Genomic DNA, 21,334 nt, shown 5'->3' with positions numbered 1-21,334 from the left:
CCGTCGTTAACAAAATTGTTAACGATAATAACTTACTGTGCAACAACCCCCTCTGTCAATATGTTCCACATAAAATTAACCAAGTGTTCAATTCTCTGAGCATCATGTAAAAAAAAACCGCGCCTGTCAGTTATACGAAACTGAGCAAGCACGGTTACGATGAATTAGTCCGTCGTTTCAAACCAGGTAATTTTTTGAGAGGCTAGCAGCTTCTTATGACCGTTGAGCGATTCGTATACCTTCAGATCGTAATCTTTGAGGTACGAGACCAAATAAATGAAATTACTGTCATTTTTATCCAATCTAAACTTTTCTTTCTTGCCGAGCAGCAGTTTGCCTGTTATATTTTGCGAAGGGTCGCTGCCATTCGACGTATCCGAATTCTCAAAGTCTTTAAAATCGAAATCCCAGCTGAACTTAACGCGATCTTCACGATCTTCCAAGGAAATAACGAGTTTGCGCCCCTCGACGTTCGTTTCGTTCAGCAAGTTCTTGCTCAGCTCATAATCGAAAAACAAGTGAATGCCCTCTTGGTCTCCGCGCGTATGAATCTTACTCATCGACAGCTTATACGGCGCCAGATCGATGTTCAGCAGCTTCGGCTGCACTTCCTTCTGCTCGGCCGGCAGCCAGAACGAGGCGGCGTTCACGTAAGCGTCCGGCTTGTTCTCGCCTTCGGTCAGCTTGTCTTGCGTGACCGCATCGCCGATCATCAGCTGCAGCCCATTCGTATCCATCCCTTTCGGAATGACGCTCGACATGAGCAGCAGGGCCGTTCCTCCCGGGCTGATCTTGTTCTTGATCTCGCCGAAGGTCGCCGGGAGAACGGTGCCGTCCGCTGTTTTGAAGTATCCGACCAGCTTCGACACGCTGTTATACCGCTTCTCTTCATTGACCGCTTCCAGCTGGACGGCGATCGTATCGGCCGTGTCGCCGGTGTATGTCGTCAGCTTGCGCACCTTGTAGCTGGCGCTGCGCCCAACGCTCGTCACTTTGTACGTTTCGCCGACGTTGTTAAGCGGGATGCTCATCAGCTCCGAGCTGTGCTCGAATTCGAGCAAATCCTCCGAGCTCGCGCTGTCCGTCGAGCCGCCCCCGTCCGTGCCGCCGGTTCCCCCGGAGCCGCCGCCGACTGCCGCTTTTTCCTGGAGAACGAGCTTCGCTTTGGCGAACTCGTACGTGTACGGAATTTTCCCGATAAACTGGTACTGCGCACTCCCGCCGGCCGCCAGACCAATGACCTTATCCGTACGAATCAGCTTGGCTTCCACTTTGATGTTGTCGTCCAGCATAAAATACCCGGTTAGGTCCGGTAATGGCAGCGATTCCGTTCCTTTGTTGCCGAGCAGCAGCTTCGCTGCCAGAATGTCCTGATCTTCCCACGGCATTCTTTGAACCGCATTCAGCTCCGCCGAATACGTACCGTCCTTGTTGGTGAAATCGTACGCGACGCCCGTACCGACGCTGTCGGGTTCCGATACGGCAGGTAGCGTGTAATACGCGACAGGAAGGTTCAGCTTGAGATCGGCCGCATTCTGGACGATCACCAGCTGCCACCCTTCCTTCGATAAGGAAACAGGCACCGATCCCGTCAGTTCGATATCCTTATCCGTCTGCGGAAGGATGGTCTGCTCTTTCGCGCCTTTCGGATTCAGCGGGTACATGTAGCCTTCGCTCGTTCGAATTAAATATTGATAGGTCGGCACGGCCACGCTTCGACTGCCTGTATTGGCCATATTCAGCACGATCGTCGGCGTGTAGTTTTTCTCGTTTTTTCCGACATACACTTTCTCAATTTGCGTCTTGACCGGGTTTCCGTTCATTTGAATCGTTCGAGGAGCGCCTGCCGGGGTCACGATGCTGTAGTAGTCCGGCACCTGCACCTCCCCAAGCTTACGTTCGAAGTTCGCTTGACTGAAATCCCATTGGATAATCTCAAAAATAAGGTCATTCAACTGTGTCGTTTCATTGACCGTCGCATAAAACCCGATATCCTGACTCGATTTCGGGGTAATCCGGTTTTTGTCCTTATCCTGCGGGAGCACCTTCACCGTAATCTGGTTGCCGGAAGCCGTACGCAGCCGGACCCAATAATCGATGAACTGCAAGTCGCTCGTCCCGTTGTTATGGACCGTTAAGGTGAAAATGACAGTCTTGCTGCCCTGTTCCGGTAGCATCGATAAGTTTTTCACCTCGAACGTGCTGTTGCCGTTCACGCTCACTTGCCCGATCGACGGCGCATTGCCCGTCGAAAGCACGGTGGAGCTGGATGTTCCGCCGGCCGGGCCGTCCGCCGCAAAAGCGGGAACGGCGCTGCCCAGCGTCAAGGCGGAAGCTAGAAACCACAAGCAAGCCCTGTTGACACGTTTACGTCTTTGATTCATGTTCGTTGCTTTCCTCCTCTAAGGTGAAGTCGCTTGCCCAATAAAACCCTCACCCCGCCATCGGCATCGGCATGTCGATCGGACCGTTCGGGTTTTCTTTAATTTTTTGCAGCAGCTGGTTGCCTTCCGTCTCCCATTGCTTTAACGCGTCACGAACCTGCAGTTTGCCCTGCGAGACTTCCTGGAGCAGGCGGGAGCCGATTTCGTTCACGCGATACAGGTTTTGTCGCTCGCGGTACAGCTTGTTGTCAAGCATCAGCGCCGGCGTCAGCGTCGTGAACGCCTTCAGGTTAAATTCGATGCCGTCTTTCTTCTTAATGTACTTCTGACGGGAGACGATATTATGATTGCTGCTTGCTTTCAACTTGGCCCAGTCTTCGCCGTTCACGAACTGGATGAACTTCCAGGCTTCGGCTGCATTTTGCGCCTTCGAATTGATCGCCATGACGCCTTCCATACCCATGAACCCGCCGACGTCCGGCGCCTCTTCATGCACCGGCAGCGTTACCACGTCCCAATCGAACGGAGTAAAGCCTTTAATGCCCTCCGCGTTCTTCATCGCATTGATGACGCGATCCAGTTCGCCGTAGTTGATGATCGACATCGCTACACGGCCGGATAAAAAGTCGTCGTGCTGGAACGGATTATACGTTTGCTGCTGATCCATCTGTCTCATTTGCGACATATCGAGCTGCTCCGGCAGGAGCTTCTCGGTTTTGAGCTGCAGCATCGTTTTCCAGACGTTCTCCCATTGGTCGGTGTTCACCGTCATCTTCTCGCCCTGCTCGTCGAACATGCGCAGCTGCAGCGGAGCCGTGTACATTTGCGTCGCGTAGGTCATATCACCGCCCATGTTGTAGGTCGAGAACGAGAAGCCGTATTTGCGGTCCGCGCCTTCGCCTTTGGCTACCCGGCGGGACAGGTCAAACATTTGCTGCCAGGTCATCTTGTCCGTCGGGTACTCGACACCCGCTTCGTCGAATATCTTCTTGTTGTAGATGACCGCCGAAGAGTTGAACGTCGGGGACAAGCCGTAAATTTTACCGTCGCCAAGCTTCTTGATGCCGTCAATAACAGCAGGCACGATGTCGCTCGTGTCGAATTTGTCCTTCGTTATCATCGGGTCAAGCTGCGTAAGCAGGTTGTCGGCTATCAAGTCTTCCAGCTGCTCGTAGCCGAACACGACGACGTCCGGCGGATTGTCGCCCTGCATAAGCTCCTTTAGCTTGGCTAACGGGTCCTCCGGCTTTTCTTTCGGGTCAGGCTGGACATACCCATACATGTACTTCTCATCGTAGGTCGGAATCACTTCGATTTTGACGTTCTTGTTGGCGAATTCGTAAAGCTCGGTAAACCGCTGGCGGAAATATTCGCCGTCCGGCCCGCTGTACATCGTCGTCGCGATGCGCAGCACCTTCTCCGTATTGTCGTCGGAGCCGCCCGCTTTCGTACAAGCCTGCAGCATCGGTACCATTAAGCCGACGCCGAGCGAAAGCAGCATCGTTTGTTTCAGTCGTTTATTCATCGTTTTACCCCTCCGATTGGTTTCTTCTCTCCGAAGTTTGACGGTGCCTGCACATCATCCAGCAGCTTCGGCGTTTTGATAATGATTTTCTCTCCATCGAATTCCATAGACGCTTTGCCCTCGATCCCAAGCGACTTCAAGTACGAGGCGGGAATTTGCAGCCGGCCCGCGCGGTCGAGCACGACATACTCCTCATGTACGCCCCCCAGCGAGGCAGCCGACTCCGCTCCCGCCCGATCGAGGTCCGGGTTGCGTTTAATAAACTCGGTGCTCGTCATGCCGTCGCGAATCGCCACGACACGGTCCACTTTACCCGCCAGCGTCATATCGTGCGTGACGATCACAATGGTGACCCCAAGCTCCGTATTCAGCCGGCGAAAAATATCCATGATCATATCGGACGTTCGCGTATCGACAGAACCGGTCGGTTCGTCCGCAAGCAGCAGCGACGGCCGGTTCGCCAACGCTATGGCGATCGCCACCCGCTGCTGTTCTCCGCCGGAAAGCTGCTGCAGCTTGTTATGAATGCGTTCCTTCAAGCCGACCCACTCGAGCAGCTGACGCGCGTAAGCGCGGTCGTAGGTACCGCTCAGCATCATCGGCATCTCTACGTTCTCCAGCGCGGTTAAGTACGGAATCAAATTGCGCGCATTGTTTTGCCAGATGAAACCAACCGTTTTCCGCTTGTACTTCACAAGCTCGTCATCGGTAATTTTCAGCAAATTCCATTCGCCGACCCTCACCTGTCCCGCGGAAGGACGGTCCAAGCCGCCCAATATGTTGAGCAGTGTCGATTTCCCGCTTCCGCTGTTGCCGATAATCGCCATCATCTCGCCCGGAGCGACCTCGATATTCAAGCCTTGCAGGGCGACGACCTCGAGATCGTCGGTCTTGTAGATTTTGACGAGTCCTTCGCAATGAATCACTGCAGCCTCACTTCTCCTCTCCGAGCTTCACGGCTTGATGCACGCGCAAACGCCGGATGTGCAGGAACAGCAGCGCCGCACCCGTCAGCATCATGACGCCGACGACGACGTACAGCTGGCCTGTATCGCGCGAATCGAAGATAACGCGAAACGGCGGAACTTGCGTCTTGACGTTCTCAGCGGTTTGCAGAAAAGGCAGGAACAAATAACTCGTCAGCTTGCCGATGCCGAAACCGAGCGCAATCGCCAGACCTGCCGTAAACGCCTGCTCCAGCAGCAGCATCCCGGTTAACTGCCTGCGGGACAGCCCCATCGCGCGCAGCACGCCGAACTGGACAACACGGCTCGATAGGTTGAAGAACCAGTAAAGAATGTACCCGATCAAGGAAACGAACACGGACACGAGAAACCCAAGGCTCAATATGCCGAATACCCCGCCCCTTGCCGGATGCTTCTTCTGGGTGATCAGTTCGTTGCGCACATCCTTCACGGTTGCGATATCGACGTTCTTCGCCGCCAGCGACTCGAGCAGCGGAGCCACCTTCGCCCCGTCCTTCATCTTCAGCCACACGTCGTACGGCGTAATCGGCGCCTGATCGTATACGTATTCCAGATTGGCGATAAAGAATGGCATTTCATCCGGATATTGACTCGGCCAGTAAGGGATGGCCGCAACGACGACGAATTCGACCGGTTGGCCGGAAACGGTAATATTCATCAGGTCGCCGGGTTTGATGTGATGCTTCTCGGCGAACGAAGTCGGGATGATCACTGCCTGTTCATACTGACCGAGCAGGTTTAAATACAGATTTTGATGAATCGGGAACAAATCTTTACGGAACCAGCCGACATGGGCGAAGTCTACATTGTCGATGCCCATGAGCATGCCTTGGCCGAGCGACTTGCCGGAAACGACGACGTTGCTCTTGGCCGTCAAGACCCGAGCCGCATGCTCGACGCCCTCCAGCTCGCGGAACACTTCGAAAGGAGGCTCGATGTAGCGCAGCTTCGGAGGGGGCTCATTGCCGCTGCCCGGTGCGCCGGGCTGTCCTTGGCCGCCTTGGCCCTGCCCTTGACCGCCCTGGCCTTGGCCCTGACCCTGACCGCCCTGGCCTTGACCGCCTTGACCGCCTCCTTGCTGCGGACTCGGCAGCTCGTCGGATACGGCCTGCCAATCGGCGCGCATGACGACATCGGTACCGTAGGCGTACAAGATGCGGTCGGTCGAGTTCAAGTCGATCGTTCGCGCAGCCGAGGCGTTATACACGCCGAGTCCAAGGGTAAGAATAAGCAAGATCATTAACGGGTAATAGCCCGTCGACGAGCGGGACAGCTGCGTCAGCGTCAAGTAGACGGGAACCGGCAGTACCCGTTTGCCCAGCCAATTGCCGAAGCGCAGCAGCCACGGGAAGACGCGCAGGAAAAACAGACCGAGGGCAATAATCGACAAAGCCGGGATAAAAAACAACAGCGGATGCACCTGCAGCTGATCGGTGGTCATGCCCGTGCGGCTGAACAAATCCTGCCTCTGCCCGAACAAGTAGTAGCCGTAGCCCACAAGACCAAGCAGCAGCACGTCGAGAAACCACTTTTGCCAAAACGGCCGCCGATCGGAGCGCGCCAGCTTCTGCTTATAGCTGACGATCGATGCCCGTGCAAACACGATGGCCGGTATAACGCTGGCCAGTATCGCAATGACGACGGCCGCCGCACCGTACAGCAGCGCTTCCGTCGAGACGCCGACCGGCACGGCCTTGCGGTCGACGAACGTGAGAAAACCGCTGGAGGAGCCGATGCTCTTGGCCATCAACCAGCCGAGCAGCGGTCCAAGAAGCAGAGCGGCTGCGCCGAGAAGCAGTCCTTCCAGCAAATAGATCCATATAATTTGCCCTGTGCTGCCGCCCCGGCTGCGAATGACCGCGATTACGGTTCGCTGCCGGTCGAGCGACTGCCTCGCGTTCATGACGATGTAATAGAACACCATGGCGATCATGGGCGCCGCCAGCGTGAACAGCAAGATTTGCAGCTGCAAGCTCTGCACTTTAAATTCCTGCAGCAGCGGGATGAACGAGATGTCCACTCTCGTGTTTTTGAGCATCTGGAACAGCGTGATGTCAAGACGCTCCAGCTTCCGCTCCAAACCCGCCAGCTGGCTCGTTTGGATGTCGCGTAAATCGAACGCATAATACCAGTTCGCCAAGTTCAGCGGAATCTTTTTATTGTTCAATATATAATCCTGAAAACCGGCTTCGCTCATGAACGTGGAGCTGAGCAAGCCTTCCAGTCCTTGGTACCAGTAGGGATCAGAGCCGGAGAGCGGTTTGAACGCGCCGACGATCTTAATCTTGAGCGGAGCGATGCCGAGCCCTCCGGAGATCGGGTATGTGAAGACGTCCCCCACATGCATATCGCCCCGGTAGAGCGCCTCCTCGAACATGACGACTTCGACCGCCCCGCCTTGGGGCTGCTCCGCAAACCACGTGCCTTGCGTCAGCTCCACCTGCTCCTTCAGTCCGGTCTGCGCCATCAGCGTCAGCTGTCTGCGCTTGCTCGGATCGACCTTCGACGGATCGTCGGGCGACACCTGCGAGCCGCGAATCGAATACGTCCGTACGAAAGCCTGGTGCGGAAACGCGATGTCCTTCGGCAGGTCCTCCCGAATAAACGCATCGACACCGTTCAAATCGCTAAGCTCGGCACGGTCGCTGCCGCTCGCTTGATAACGGATCATGACCGAGCCTGCCGGCAAACCGCCGCTTTTTTCTTCCAGCGATTTGGCGACGACGCGCTTCAGCGAACCGTCCGCGTACATCGGGATGCTGGTCGTGAAGGCGACCGCCATGATCAAGCCGATCAACGTGCTTAACGTCAGCCAGCGGGTGTTCCACATTTTGCGAAACAAGAAACGGAACATCAGCATCAGCGACCCACTACTTTCTGTCCCGGCGTCAAGCCTTTCACAATTTCCACATCGGTGGAGGTTTGCTGGCCGAGCTCCACGTCCACCTCGCGCTTGTTGCCTTTATCGTCTACGACCTGCACATAGTTGCGTCCCGAATACGAACGAAGCGCCGCCAGCGGAATGATCACCGCATTCTCTTTGCGCTGCGTAATGACCGAGACGCCTAACATCGTGCCCCGGTTCAGCCCCTCCGGAAACGGATCGAGCTTGACGATCATGTAATTTTCGATAGAGTCAGGCTGTTTCTGCCCTTCGCCGGGGAATCCGCTGCCGCCACCCCCGCTGTTCGGATCTTTCGGATTCGGCAGCTGCTGCACCGTCCCTTTATACTGTCCGGCCGCGTTGACGTCGACCACAACCTCCATCCCGACGGCGACCTTCTTCAGGTCGTCCTGGCTGAGCGTTGCGGCAACGGTGAGCTGTGACAGATCGGCGATGGTGACGATCGCATCATACGCCTTCGCCGTATCGCCCTTCTTCACATACACCGACACAATCGTACCGGAGAATGGGGCCGTCAGCTTCGCATTGGCAATCGTGCTCTCCAGCTTATTCAATTCCTCGCGCTTCAGCTCGAAATCGATCTTCGCCTGCTCGACCTCTTCGGCGCTCTTGCCGTCGGCATTGCGCAGCGTCTCGATCATGGCCAGCTCATCCCTGCGCGTCTGCAGCCTTGTCTTCTTGAGCTGGCTCTCCTGCTCGGTGACGTCGAGCTCGGCGATGATTTGACCTTTTTCTACCGTGTCACCGGTTTTGACATACAGATTTTTAATGCGGCGGCTCGTTTCATCAGTAAAATATAAGTCCTCCTCCACCGTCGCCATCAGCTTCCCGGAGCCGCGAACCTTCGTTTCAAGCGTATCGGTCTTGACGACGTACTCCGGCTTCTTCGACAGCTTCGGCGGCTGGATGGCAGGCAGCGTTTCTTCTTCCTCCTCTTTCGGAAGCACCGAGCAGCCCGCCGTAACGGCTAGCGATACGGCGAGGCAGGCGATGGCCGCCGGCTTGGCCGCCTTTTTAAGCATTAATAAATTTCCCATCCACCATTTCGAAAACACGGTCGGCTACCTCCATTATTGTCGGATCGTGCGTGGTCATGCAGATCGTCATGCGTTCGGTACGGATAATATCCCGGAACACGTTCATGACTTGAGCACCCATCTGGGAATCCAGCTCGGCGGTCGGTTCGTCGGCCAGCAGCAAGCTCGGCTTATGCGCAATCGCCTTGGCGATCGCCACCCGCTGCTGCTCGCCCCCGGACAGCTCGAAGGGACGGTGGTGCATCCGTCTGACAAGCCCGACCAGCTCCAGGCAATGCGTCACGCGAGGTTTCCACTGAGCCCGGGGAACCCCGGCCATGCGCAAGGAAAGTTCCACATTTTCCCAAGCGGACAAGAGCGGCATTAGAGCAAAGGATTGGAATATAAAACCGATTTCTTTTCTTCGTATGTAGGTGCGCTCATCGTCACCGCATTGGTGAAACAGATGTTCCTTGAACCGGATCTCGCCACGGTTCGGCTGATCCAAGCCGCCGATCAAATTCAGCAGCGTCGTTTTGCCGGAACCGGACCGGCCTTTCAGCATTACAAGCTGCAGCGGATACAACGACATATCAATCCCTTTCAGGACATGAAGCTGCTGACCGCCAACCGGAAACGACCTTTCGACGCCGGTCACCGTCAGCAAGGGCTTGCTTGTATCGATCGCCGCAGGCAGCGATTGCTCTAGCGCAGCCAGTTCGGCTGCGGACGCCGCTTCGGGAACTTGCTCGCCTTCGGAGGAGACGCCGAATTGCGGTTCCTCCGGTACGCCGGGACTTGGCTTCTGCGCTTGTTTTTTGTTTCTGCGCAAGCCTGGAAACATGTTGACCCTCCTTTTTTTTACAATTTCGACCACCGGTCAGAATTGATGGAACACATGAAATAGACGACAGAACTGGAAAAAAGGTTACACATCACGCAGCAACAAAATAAAAATATTTACCAAATTAACAATCCATGTTTCCGGTTTCTGCGGCACGGGTTCCACGGGTTGCGAGCGCCGCAAAACGGCAATATCTCATTCATGATGCCGGACAAATTTATAAATGATATGAAGATAATATGAAGAAATCGTTAAGAAGCCGGGGAGGGGTTAGGGCGCAAGTTAGGGCGCAAAACGGCTTGAAGGAGGTTAGGGGTACTTCGGGGAGGGGTTAGGGCGCAAGTTAGGGCGCAAAACAGCTTGCAGGAGGTTAGGGGTACTTCGGGGCGGGCTCCATGGTGTTTTTGGCGAGAAGCAAAAAAAGACATTCGTCCCGGGGACGAATGTCTCGATATTTCGCAAATTCCACGTTGAACTCGACCGGAATCTGTACGATAGTGCACTTCTTGCATAAAGCTTACCGGGATCGGAACTTCTGCGAATGTTCCTTCGCCTGTTCCACCGATGTAATCCGGTTACGCTGCCATTCGAGCAGAATGCGGTCAATGTAGCGGAAATGCACTTTCCCGGCGAACACCGCTTCCTTCAAGCCGGCCAAGATCAATGCCTCCGGATGGCCGTCCTTGTCTAACCAGCCTGTGATCGATTCGAACTCCATCGGGGTCAACGGCCGGCCGAACTCCTTCTCGAAAATCGAAAAAATATCTTTCCGCTCCCCGCGCGCGCTCTCCGAAACGATCTGCGCTCTGCGCGCAGCCTCCCATTCGTCCGCGCGAATCGCCGCGAGCCTGTTGAGCAGCGGCGACCAGTTGTAGGCTTCGCTGTGTACCCCCGTCACCGGATCCTTCGTTTCATCGATCAGCAGGAATCCTTCCCGCATCAGCTTCTGCAGCACTGTGATCACTTTGTCTTGTGCAATCGACATCCGCGCGCACAGCTCCTCAGGCGTCGGAAAGTCCTTGCCTTCCTTCTGCTTGAACGCCATGAGATGAATCAGCAGCATCACTTCATGTTCCCCTAAACGCAGCTGGGGATAATATTGCAGCAGCCAGTACGGCACCTCGACGCTGCCGCTTTGCAGTCCTTCCAGCAGCAAGGCAGCAAAGTCCCCCGCTTCTTGCCCGTTCCCCCTCATGCCAACCCCTCTTTCCGTAACGTATCCTTACCCGAGCAACTGAACCGCCGGCCGGCCTTACGGATACAAACGATAGAGCAAACGCGGGAACGGAATCGTCTCCCGGACGTGGTCAAGGCCGCAAATCCAGGCGACCGTCCGCTCCAGCCCCAGACCGAAGCCCGAATGCGGCACGGAGCCGTATTTGCGCAGATCCAGATACCACTGGTACGCATCCTTCGATAACTCGTGCTCCTTGAAGCGTTCCTCCATCAGCTCCGGATCGTCGATGCGCTGGCTGCCCCCGATAATTTCGCCGTACCCTTCGGGCGCAATCATATCCGCACACAGCACGACCTCCGGACGAGACGGATCCGGCTTCATATAGAACGCTTTGATTTCCGTCGGGTAATGCGTGATGAACACCGGCTTGTCATAGCTTTCCGCGATCGCCGTCTCGTGAGGAGCGCCGAAATCTTCGCCCCACTCAAACTCGTGCCCGTTGTCCTGCAGAAACTTGACCGCTTCGTCGTACGTAATGCGCGGAAACGGGGCTTGAATGCGCTCCAGCTTCGTCACATCCCGTTCCAGCACCTCAAGCTCCTTGCGGCAGTTCGCCAGCACCGACTGCACGACATACGAAACGAACTGCTCCTGTACTTCCAGATTCTCTTCATGCGTGACGAAAGCCATCTCCGGCTCAATCATCCAAAACTCGATCAAGTGACGGCGCGTCTTCGACTTCTCGGCGCGGAACGTCGGCCCGAACGAATACACCCGGCCGAGCGCCATCGCCGCCGCTTCCATGTAAAGCTGTCCGCTTTGCGTCAAGTAAGCGTCCTCGTCAAAATATTTCGTATGGAACAGATTGGTCGTCCCTTCGCAGGAAGAAGGCGTCAAGATTGGCGGATCTACCAAATGAAATCCGCGTTCGTCAAAAAACTGCTGAATCGCCCGGATGATTTGCGAACGAATGACCAAAATTGCCCGCTGCCGCGGCGTACGAATCCACAAGTGACGGTGATCCATCAAATAATCGACGCCGTGCTCCTTCGGTGTAATCGGATAATCGGTCGCGAGCTGAATGATCTCGATGCCTGTGACCGTGAGCTCGAAGCCGCCCTTGCTTCGCGAATCCTCACGTACGACGCCCGTAACGTATAAGGAGCTTTCCTGCGTCAGCTTGCCTGCGTCCTCCCACACTTGCTCGGAAACTTCGCTTTTCACAACGACGCCCTGCATAAATCCGGAACCGTCCCGCAGCTGCAAAAACCTTATTTTTCCGCTCGAGCGGATATTATGTAACCAACAACCGATGGTAACCGTTTGTTCCACGTGCCCGCCCGCTTGGCGAATCGTAACCAAATTGCGATTCATCAGCCATCCTCCTTGCTTGATCGAATCCGGGACGCCGGTGAACAGATGTTCGACCGGCGCTCTTTATCCTTATTCTACATGATTGGATTTGAAAATCAAACGGTGCGTATCCCGCGCGATGACCAGCTCCTCATTCGTCGGAATGACGAGCGCCTGAACGCGCGAACCGGGCTTGGTGATGACCCGTTCCCCGCCGTCGCGGCGCATATTGGCCGCTTCGTCGAGCTCCAGGCCGAGGAACGTCAGGTTACGGCAGACGGCGTCGCGCAGCACGGCCGAGTTTTCCCCTACGCCGGCGGTAAACACGATAGCATCGATGCCGTTCATGGCGGCGGCGTAAGCGCCGATGTATTTGCGCAGCCGGTATTCATACATCTTGAACGCGAGCGTCGCGTTCCGGTCGCCCGCCTCCATCGCCTGCGTAATCTCCCGCATGTCGCTGCTGATGCCGGAGATCGCCATCAGCCCGCTGTGCTTGTTCAGCATGGAGTTGACCTCCGACAGTGTCAGGTCTTCCTTGCCCATCGTGAACGGAACGATCGCCGGATCGATGTCCCCGCTGCGCGTCCCCATCATCAGCCCTTCCAGCGGCGTTAAGCCCATGCTCGTGTCGAGCGACTGGCCGTGCAGCACCGCTGCGCAGCTGGCACCGTTGCCGATATGGCACGTCACCAGCTTCAGCTCCGAAAGCGGCCTGCCGAGAAACGAAGCCGCCCGCTCGCTGACATAAGCGTGCGACATGCCGTGAAACCCGTAACGGCGAATTTTGTGCTTTTTGTAGAGCACCATCGGAATGGGGTATAAATAGGACGTCTCGGGCATCGTCTGGTGGAACGCCGTATCAAATACGACCGCCTGCGGCGTATTCGGCATGTTCGCCTCGACCGCTTGAATGCCCAGCATATGTGCCGGGTTGTGCAGCGGCGCAAGGTCGAACAGCCGCTTGATCTCGCGCTTCACCTCTTCGTTCACCCTCACCGAGCTGGAGAACGACTCGCCGCCATGCACGACCCGGTGCCCGACGGCTTCGATTTGCGCTGCGGATTGCAGCACGCCGAATTCCGGATGGACCAGCATATCGAGCACCCGGCGAATCGCCGTCGTATGCTCCAAAATTTCCCGCACCTCGCGAATGTCCTGCTTCCCTTCCGGTTCGTAAGTGAGAATCGCCGATTCCATGCCGATCCGCTCCACCTTGCCTTTGGCCAGCACCGATTCATCCGTCATTTGATACAGTTGAAATTTCAATGACGAGCTCCCGGCGTTGATGACGAGAATAATCATAGTCGGTCACCGTCCTTATCGTAGGTAAAAAAGCCTTGTCCCGTTTTCGTCCCGAGATGCCCCGCCCGAACCATTTGTTTGAGCAGGAACGAAGGCCGGTACTTCAGCTCGCCGAACTCGCGGAACATTCGCTCCATCGCCGCCAGCACCGAATCGAGTCCGAACCGGTCAGCCATCTCCAGCGGTCCGTAACGAAAATCGTACCCGATCCGCATCGCGCTATCGATATCGTCGGCCGTCGCCACCCGTTCGGAAAGCGCATGCATCGCTTCGTTAATCAGGATGCAGATCAACCGCGTCGTCACGAAGCCCGGTGATTCGTACACTTGAATGCCGCGTTTTTGAATCGTTTGTTCCACGAAACGGCGCGTTTGTTCGAACGTATCCTCGCTCGTTTTAACCGCCCGAATAATTTCCACGAGATGAATTTTCGATACCGGGTACAAAAAATGCAGCCCGATCACCCGCTCCGGCACCTTCGTTGCGGCCGCTATCTCGGTTAAGCTGAGCGTCGACGTATTGCTTGCGAGAATGATCGGGGGCGGGCACAGGTCGTCAAGCCGCGCGAACACTTGTTTTTTCAAATCCAGATCTTCGCTGATCGATTCGATCACCATGTCGCACTCGGACAACCGGCTCCAGTCCGTCATCTTATGAATACGCGATAAAATCAATTTTTTCTCCGGGATCGTAATCGCCCATTTCTCGATCTGCTTGTCTAGGCTAATCTCCATTTGTTCCCAAGCCTGGTCCAGACGCTCCGGCGTTCGTTCGATCAGCAGCACCTCAAGCCCGCGGGAGGCTAACATTTCCGCGATGCCTTGGCCCATTGTGCCCGCTCCGACGACTCCTATTTTGTTAAATACCATGATGGCGTCCCCCCTCCATATCGATCCAGTGATATTATACACAAGCGGAAGAAATTTTCATAAATCATTTGTCACACTTTTCGCAAAAAAAGTCCGCCAAACCCGGTTTATCGGGCGGCGGACTTTGACACAAGCTTATTTGTTGGCAAGGCGGGCTTCATGAGCCGCTTCGTACGCGGCAATTTTGTCTTCATGCTGCAGCGTCAAGCCGATATCGTCAAGACCGAGCAGCAGAAATTGACGGCGATGCTCGTCGAGGTTAAACACGATGTTCAGCCCTTGGTCGTCGGTGATCGTATTGTTCTCGAGATCGACGGTCAGCTGATAGCCTTCTTGAGCGGCTGTGCGCTGGAACAGTTCTTCCACTTGCTCTTCGCTGAGCGTGATCGGCAGGATGCCGTTCTTGAAGCAGTTATTGTAGAAAATGTCGGCGAACGACGGCGCAATGACGACGCGGAAGCCGTAGTCTTGAATCGCCCATGGCGCGTGCTCGCGGGATGAACCGCAGCCGAAGTTGGCGCGGGAGATCAGCACCGAAGCGCCTTGGTAACGCGGCTGGTTCAAGCTGAACTCGGGAATGACGTTCCCTTTCGGGTCAAATCGCCATTCGAAGAAGAGGAACTGGCCGAAGCCGGAACGCTCGATGCGTTTCAGGAATTGTTTAGGGATGATGGCGTCCGTATCGACGTTCACGCGGTCGACCGGGCCGACGATGCCGGTATGCTTTTTAAAGGCTTCCATGTCGTTCTACTCCTTATTTCTCATGTGGTGTATGCTTAAGCTTCCTGCTTCACTTTAAATTCCCAATCGCGCACATCTGTAAAACGCCCTTTGACCGCTGCAGCGGCAGCCATCGCCGGCGATACGAGATGCGTGCGTCCGTCGCGGCCTTGACGGCCTTCGAAGTTCCGGTTGGACGTCGACGCACAGCGTTGTCCCGGTTGGAGCACGTCCGGGTTCATTGCCAGACACATCGAGCAGCCCGCGTCGCGCCATTCGAATCCGGCTTCGGTGAAGATTTTGTCCAGACCTTCCTTCTCGGCCTGGATCTTCACGCGGCCCGATCCCGGTACGACAATCGCCGTGACGTTCGGAGCCACTTTATGACCTTGAGCGACAGCTGCGGCGGCGCGCAGGTCTTCGATCCGGCCGTTCGTACAGGAACCGATAAACACATAATCGATCGCGATTTCGGACATCGGCGTTCCCGGCGTCAAGCCCATGTACTCCAGGGCTTTCTCAGCAGCTTTGCGCTCGTTCTCGGTCGTGAAGTCCGCCGGATTCGGCACAACGCCGGTAATGTCGGTACCCATGCCCGGGCTCGTGCCCCAGGTCACTTGCGGGATCAGGCTCTCGGCGTCGAATTCAACCACACGGTCGTATACAGCGCCTTCGTCTGTCGTCAGCTTGCTCCATTCGGCTACCGCTCTGTCGAACGCTTCGCCTTGCGGCACATACTCGCGTCCGCGCAAGTAATCGAATGTCGTTTGGTCAGGCGCGATCAAACCGGCTCTTGCGCCCGCTTCGATCGACATGTTACATACGGTCATGCGCTCTTCCATCGACAAGTTGCGGATCGCTTCGCCCGTATACTCGATGACGTAACCGGTGGCGAAATCCGTACCGTATTTCGCGATCACGCCGAGGATCAAGTCTTTCGCCGTGACGCCCGGCTGCAAGCGGCCGTTGATGCGCACTTCAAGCGTTTTGGCTTTGGATTGCTGCAAGCATTGCGTCGCGAGCACGTGCTCGACTTCGCTCGTCCCGATGCCGAACGCCAATGCGCCGAAAGCGCCGTGAGTCGACGTGTGGCTGTCGCCGCAGACGATCGTTTTGCCCGGATGCGTCAAGCCGACTTCCGGTCCCATAACGTGCACGACACCTTGGTCGATGCTGTCCAGGTCAAACAGCTTGATCCCGAAGTCAGCGCAGTTTTTCGAAAGCGTATCGATCTGCTGCTTCGAAATCGGATCGGTGATGTTGAAACGGTCTTTCGTCGGCACGTTGTGATCCATCGTTGCGAACGTCAGGTCCGGACGGCGCACTTTGCGGCCGCTCAAGCGAAGTCCTTCGAAAGCTTGCGGGCTTGTCACTTCATGCACCAAATGCAGGTCGATATAGATGATGCTCGGTTTGCCTGCTTCGGATTGAATGACATGGTTATCCCAAATTTTCTCAAACATTGTTTTTGCCATCGGTTCCACCTCGGGTTGTGTATGAATGAATCCTTGGAATGTACTGCTCTATGTGTTACATCGTACCATGTTCAACTTCATTGTTCCAAGATATAATAGCTATAACATTGATAGGTTTCGATAATAATGCATCATAAATCAATTATGAACCAAAGGAGCCGTTTGAACGATCATGGAACTGCGTCAGCTGCAATACGCTTTGCAAATCGCTATCGACAAAAACTTTTCCCGCGCCGCAGAAAAGCTGCACATCGCCCAGCCCTCCCTCAGCCAGCAGCTGTCCAAGCTGGAGAAAGAAATCGGCGTACTCTTGTTTCAACGCACGACAAACTCGGTGGAGGTCACGTATGCCGGGTCGCTCTTCGTGGAGAAGGCACAAAAAATACTCGACACCGTCGAGCAGCTGAAGAAGGAAATGGAAGATATTTCACAGATGCGCAAGGGCCGGCTTGTCGTCGGCAGCCTGCCGATCACCGGCGCGCACGTCCTGCCGCTCGTGCTTCCCGTTTTTCAGGAGCGCTACCCCGAGATCGACGTCGTGCTTGTCGAGGAGACGACGAGGAACCTCGAGCATTTGACCGCCAGCGGCCAGGCGGACATATCGCTGCTGTCGCTGCCGCTGTTTGACGACGCGCTCGCTTACGAGCCGGTGATCGAGGAAGAAATCGTGCTGGCGGTGCCGCCGCAGCATCCGCTCGCCGCCAAGGCCGCAGAAGCGGCCCCCGGTGAAGGAGGCGATGCGTGGACGGATCCGCTCCGTCCGCTATCAGGCGCAGACCGCTCGGTGCAGCCGGTCGACATCGGGCTGCTGCGGAACGAGCCGTTCATCGCGCTGAAGAAGGGCCAGGGCTTCCGGCAAATCGCCATCGAGCTGTGCGGCAGCGCAGGCTTCTCGCCGAACATTGTGTTCGAAAGCAGCAACATCGAGACGGTGCAGTCGCTCGTCGCCGCCGGCATGGGCATCGCCTTCGTGCCGCACATGGTATCCCGCGGCCGCTGGAGCAAGCTGGCGCCTGCCTACCTGCCGCTGCAAAGCCGTCCGACGCGAACGCTCGTAGTCGCTTACCGCAAAGGACGCTACTTGTCCAAGGCGGTCGAAGCGTTCATGGAGACGTTCCGCGACGTCATGCGCACGCCGACCTGACTCCAGCCTGCCATTAATGGTGTCCCTTCGCCATGCGATGACGGCATGGCGCGGGGATAGCCCCGCTTATTCCGCGTACAACGACGGACGTCGATCCTCGAAGATCGGAATGCGCCGGCGAACGTCCTTCACAAGCCCGAGATCGATCGTGGCCCGCACGATGCGCTCGCTTTCGTCCCCTTCCGCGAGCACCTCGCCCCACGGGTCGATGACCATGGAATGACCGAAAAATTCCGTCGTTCCGCTTATGCCGACACGGTTGCACGAAATGACGAACATCTGATTCTCAATCGCGCGCGCCATCAGCAGCGTTCGCCAATGGTGCAGGCGCGGATTCGGCCATTCCGCCGGCACGAACAGCACCTGGGCGCCGCCGAGCGCCAGCTTGCGCGACAATTCCGGGAAGCGGATGTCGTAACAAATCATCATCCCCGCCGGAACGCCGTCGAGCTCAAGCCTTCCCAGCTTGTCTCCGCTTTGCAAAAACTTCTCCTCGTCCATCAACCGGAACAGATGAATTTTCGAATAGTCGCCGGCTTCGTTCCCTTCACGATCGAACGCATAGATCGTATTGAAAACCCCGCCTTCCCGCTTCTCCGCGATCGATCCGCCCACGACGTTCACCCCGTGTTCCCGGCTAAACCCGGACAGCAGCGCCCGCGTCCGTTCTCCGGCCGGGTCGGCCAATTCCTGAATGCGGTCCAGCGCATACCCGGTGTTCCACATCTCCGGAATGACGATCACATCCGGCTTCACTTCATTCGTGACCGCTTCATTCAGCATTTCTTCCAACTTGGCGTAATTGCGCTCCGGCTCGCCGATGGCTATGTCCATCTGCAGCAGCGCGACGTTCCAGGTGCCTTGTGTCATGTTCCCCATCCTTTACTTCGTAAAATCGACATTTCCTTAACTATAGAGCATGAGGCCGACAACTTCAACGGATCCTTCATGCGAAAGCCATTCCCATGTACACAGGTCGGAATTCATGTTACATTAATCGTATTCAACTAAAGCGGCATCAGCCCGCATACCGATACTAAGCAATGGAGTGAGACGAACATGAACCCAACTTCGCCCAGCGCCGTCAGCGCTTTTCCCATTCAGCCCGCGCAGCGCCTGCAGGAGCTGCCTACCCAATTTTTCGCCAAACTCGTGCGCAAAGCGAACGAGCAAATCGCTGCCGGACACGATGTCATCAATCTCGGCCAAGGCAACCCGGACCGTCCGACGCCGCCGCATATCGTACAGGCGCTGCAGGAAGCGGCGGAGAACCCCCAATACCACAGATATCCGCCGTTCAACGGCTATATGTTCCTGAAGGAAGCGGTCGCCCAGCGGTATCGTGAAGATTACGGCGTCGAGCTCGATCCCGAAACGGAGGTCGCCATCTTGTTCGGCGGCAAAACCGGGCTCGTCGAAATCGCCCAATGTCTGCTCAATCCGGGCGACGTGTGCCTCGTCCCGGATCCGGGCTATCCGGATTATTGGTCCGGCGTCGCATTGTCCGGAGCCCGCATGGCGTTCATGCCGCTGCGGGAGTCGAATGCGTTCCTGCCGGATTACGACTCACTGGCGGCCGACGATCTCAACAAAGCGAAGCTGATGTTCATGAACTACCCGAACAACCCGACCGCTGTCTCGGCTCCTTACTCCTTCTACGAGGAAACCGTGCGGTTCGCCGCCAAGCACGGCATCGTCGTCGCCAGCGATTTCGCTTACGGCGCAATCGGGTTCGAAGAGACGAAGCCCGTCAGCTTCTTGCAGGTGCCGGGCGCCAAGGAAGTCGGCGTCGAATTTTACACGCTGTCCAAAACGTACAATATGGCCGGATGGCGGGTCGGCTTTTGCCTCGGAAATAAAGAAGTTGTGCGCATGATCAACCTGATTCAGGATCATTATTACTGCAGCCTGTTCGGGGGCATTCAAGCGGCGGCGGCGGTAGCGCTCACCGGACCGCAATCGTGCGTGGACGAGCTTGTCGCGGTTTATCAATCCCGCCGTCATGCGCTGTTTACCGAGCTGGACCGGATCGGCTGGCAAGCGAAACGATCGCAAGGCTCTTTCTTTACATGGCTGCCGGTTCCGAAGGGATACACCTCCGAAACGCTGGCCGATCGGCTGCTGAACGAAGCCAAAATCGTCGTTGCGCCCGGTATCGGCTTCGGGGAGCACGGCGAAGGTTACGTACGGCTCGGCTTGCTAAGTCCGGAATCGAGACTGCAGGAAGCGGTGCGCCGGGTTGAAGCGCTCGGTTTATTTTAAGACCGCCAAGGGGATCATTCATATATACCAAACCTTAGGACTATGGTAGAATAAGCTCATTGCATCCATCATTCCGAAGTCTTATTCTACCGCTTAAGGTGATGCCTATGGACTACGACACGATCTCCAGCCTGCAAATGAATCGTTGGCATCGTATCTATTTAAATGCGTATTGGTGCATGATCGTTCTGTCGTTAGCGGTGGCATGCGTCGGGTACCCGTTTCGCTCCGTAAGCGAAGAGAGCGCCTTGTACCCATGTATCCTGTTTCCGACGGCGGGCTTGTCTGCAGTCGCCATCGTCGCTGAGTTGACGCTGCCGAGAATGAAGGCTTATCAAGATTTCTTCATGATCACGACCGCGACCGCCATGTGCGCCGTGCTCGTCTCCTCGATCTCGATGATCACGTTTATCCAATCGCTGTTTGTGCTGCCGTTGCTGATTTCGGTTATCTACATGCGGCGCCAAATCGCGTTCTATGCCTTCGGCCTGAACTTATCCTGCTTTTACGTCACGACGTTCGCCAACGAAGCGATTCGCGTACAGACAACCCGGGATCAAATCATCCTGATACATCTGTTGCTAGTCGCCGTGCTCCTGATCGCCTTAACGATCGTGGCCCGCGGACGGCAATTGGCCCGCTATTTGCAATCGGTCATCGACGCCAAACAGGAGCTTCTGGTGCAAAATGTCGTGTTGGACAAGCTGATCAAAACCGACGCGCTTACCGGACTTTACAATCACCGGACGTTTCACGAATACTTGGACAAATTGCTCGAGCTGTGGAATCATCAGCCGTTCCCGCTTTGCCTCGCCGTTCTCGACATTGATAATTTTAAGACCGTGAACGACACGTACGGACACCGCGCCGGCGACATCGTGCTGCGGGCAGTCGCAACCGCCATCCAGGAAGCCCTTACCCCTAACGATTTCGCCGCCCGTTACGGCGGTGAGGAATTCGCCGTCATTATGACCGAGAAGTCGTTCAAGGAAGCGTATGCGATGCTTGAGGACATTCGCACCGTCATTGCGAATATGCGGCACCCTGAGTTGGACGGCAGCTCGGTGACAGTCAGTATCGGCCTGTATGCGCATCGCGCCAACGAAGACAAAGAGCGATTGTTCGAGAAAGCGGATATGCTGCTGTACGAGGCCAAACATTCCGGCAAAAACCGAACCGCCTGCGCAGGCTAGCTCCAAGTCCAACCCGTATCGGACGGCGCCGTCTCCTTTACAAACCGCGTCCGGGCGTGCTATGCTAAACAAGAAACCAAACGTAATGATGGGAATAGTAGGAAGCCCCTGCACGCTCAGAGAGTAAATTCCGACGGCTGAGAGAATTTACCGTGAAGACTTACCGAACCCGCCCC

16 protein-coding genes and 1 other annotated feature (1 of these 17 running past the window's edge) are annotated in these 21,334 nt (G+C 56.1%); of the genes, 3 read left to right on the top strand and 13 right to left on the bottom strand.

The genetic code is table 11. The features are described 5' to 3' along the window. Positions 1–164 precede the first annotated feature (164 nt). The 12 genes from ACZ439_RS23415 to leuC all read right to left on the bottom strand — a co-directional run bounded on the left by ACZ439_RS23415 (position 165) and on the right by leuC (position 16,559). Positions 165–2,384, bottom strand: a complete 2,220-nt coding sequence (locus tag ACZ439_RS23415; RefSeq protein WP_464620273.1) for a hypothetical protein — start codon at positions 2,382–2,384, stop codon at positions 165–167. A gap of 49 nt (positions 2,385–2,433) precedes the next feature. After that, positions 2,434–3,909 (bottom strand): ABC transporter substrate-binding protein, encoded by a 1,476-nt coding sequence (locus ACZ439_RS23410; protein ID WP_127607294.1) that lies wholly within the window; start codon positions 3,907–3,909, stop codon positions 2,434–2,436. Further along, positions 3,906–4,835, bottom strand: a complete 930-nt coding sequence (locus ACZ439_RS23405) for an ABC transporter ATP-binding protein (RefSeq protein ID WP_127607292.1) — start codon at positions 4,833–4,835, stop codon at positions 3,906–3,908. Before ACZ439_RS23405 ends, ACZ439_RS23410 begins: the two co-directional genes overlap by 4 nt. Before the next feature lie 7 nt (positions 4,836–4,842). Continuing rightward, positions 4,843–7,755 carry an ABC transporter permease gene (locus tag ACZ439_RS23400; RefSeq protein WP_464620272.1) on the bottom strand — a complete coding sequence of 971 codons (2,913 nt, stop codon included), beginning with the start codon at positions 7,753–7,755 and terminating at the stop codon, positions 4,843–4,845. Then, positions 7,755–8,822 (bottom strand): efflux RND transporter periplasmic adaptor subunit, encoded by a 1,068-nt coding sequence (locus tag ACZ439_RS23395; protein WP_373423818.1) that lies wholly within the window; start codon positions 8,820–8,822, stop codon positions 7,755–7,757. The genes ACZ439_RS23400 and ACZ439_RS23395 overlap by 1 nt, the downstream gene beginning before the upstream one ends. Beyond that, positions 8,815–9,660: an ABC transporter ATP-binding protein gene (locus ACZ439_RS23390; RefSeq protein WP_127607288.1), complete on the bottom strand. Its 846-nt coding sequence runs from the start codon at positions 9,658–9,660 to the stop codon at positions 8,815–8,817. Before ACZ439_RS23390 ends, ACZ439_RS23395 begins: the two co-directional genes overlap by 8 nt. Before the next feature lie 517 nt (positions 9,661–10,177). After that, positions 10,178–10,855 (bottom strand): DnaD domain protein, encoded by a 678-nt coding sequence (locus ACZ439_RS23385; RefSeq protein WP_127607286.1) that lies wholly within the window; start codon positions 10,853–10,855, stop codon positions 10,178–10,180. Between the two features lie 57 nt (positions 10,856–10,912). Continuing rightward, entirely contained in the window at positions 10,913–12,211 is a 1,299-nt protein-coding gene (gene asnS, locus ACZ439_RS23380; RefSeq protein WP_464620271.1) for an asparagine--tRNA ligase, read from the bottom strand. A 69-nt stretch (positions 12,212–12,280) separates the two neighbouring features. Further along, positions 12,281–13,495, bottom strand: a complete 1,215-nt coding sequence (locus ACZ439_RS23375) for an acetate kinase (protein ID WP_127607282.1) — start codon at positions 13,493–13,495, stop codon at positions 12,281–12,283. After that, positions 13,492–14,364 (bottom strand): 3-hydroxyacyl-CoA dehydrogenase family protein, encoded by an 873-nt coding sequence (locus ACZ439_RS23370; RefSeq protein WP_127607280.1) that lies wholly within the window; start codon positions 14,362–14,364, stop codon positions 13,492–13,494. Before ACZ439_RS23370 ends, ACZ439_RS23375 begins: the two co-directional genes overlap by 4 nt. A gap of 135 nt (positions 14,365–14,499) precedes the next feature. Beyond that, the gene (leuD, locus tag ACZ439_RS23365) at positions 14,500–15,105 is read right to left on the bottom strand and encodes a 3-isopropylmalate dehydratase small subunit (protein WP_141333743.1); all 606 of its coding nucleotides are present in this window, start codon (positions 15,103–15,105) and stop codon (positions 14,500–14,502) included. A gap of 35 nt (positions 15,106–15,140) precedes the next feature. Beyond that, positions 15,141–16,559 carry a 3-isopropylmalate dehydratase large subunit gene (gene leuC, locus ACZ439_RS23360; protein WP_054795548.1) on the bottom strand — a complete coding sequence of 473 codons (1,419 nt, stop codon included), beginning with the start codon at positions 16,557–16,559 and terminating at the stop codon, positions 15,141–15,143. 172 nt (positions 16,560–16,731) lie between these two features. Here leuC and ACZ439_RS23355 point away from each other — a divergent pair, with 172 nt between their 5' ends. After that, a complete protein-coding gene (locus ACZ439_RS23355) occupies positions 16,732–17,703 on the top strand; it encodes a LysR family transcriptional regulator (protein ID WP_127607276.1) in 972 nt (323 codons plus the stop codon). A gap of 66 nt (positions 17,704–17,769) precedes the next feature. Here ACZ439_RS23355 and ACZ439_RS23350 read toward each other — a convergent pair whose 3' ends face one another. Then, entirely contained in the window at positions 17,770–18,573 is an 804-nt protein-coding gene (locus ACZ439_RS23350; protein ID WP_127607274.1) for a carbon-nitrogen family hydrolase, read from the bottom strand. 189 nt (positions 18,574–18,762) lie between these two features. Between ACZ439_RS23350 and ACZ439_RS23345 the strand changes: the two genes are divergently transcribed. Beyond that, positions 18,763–19,965: a pyridoxal phosphate-dependent aminotransferase gene (locus ACZ439_RS23345; RefSeq protein WP_054795547.1), complete on the top strand. Its 1,203-nt coding sequence runs from the start codon at positions 18,763–18,765 to the stop codon at positions 19,963–19,965. A gap of 107 nt (positions 19,966–20,072) precedes the next feature. Then, positions 20,073–21,158, top strand: coding sequence for a GGDEF domain-containing protein (locus ACZ439_RS23340; protein WP_164751787.1), 1,086 nt, complete (start codon positions 20,073–20,075; stop codon positions 21,156–21,158). 76 nt (positions 21,159–21,234) lie between these two features. Beyond that, positions 21,235–21,334 (top strand) — a binding site (T-box leader); it runs 114 nt beyond the window's last position.

It is taken from the genome of Paenibacillus sp. JCM 9796 (genome assembly GCF_055379675.1).
The sequence above is the reverse complement of the archived record's forward strand: the minus strand, read 5'-3'. Positions and strand labels throughout refer to the sequence as shown.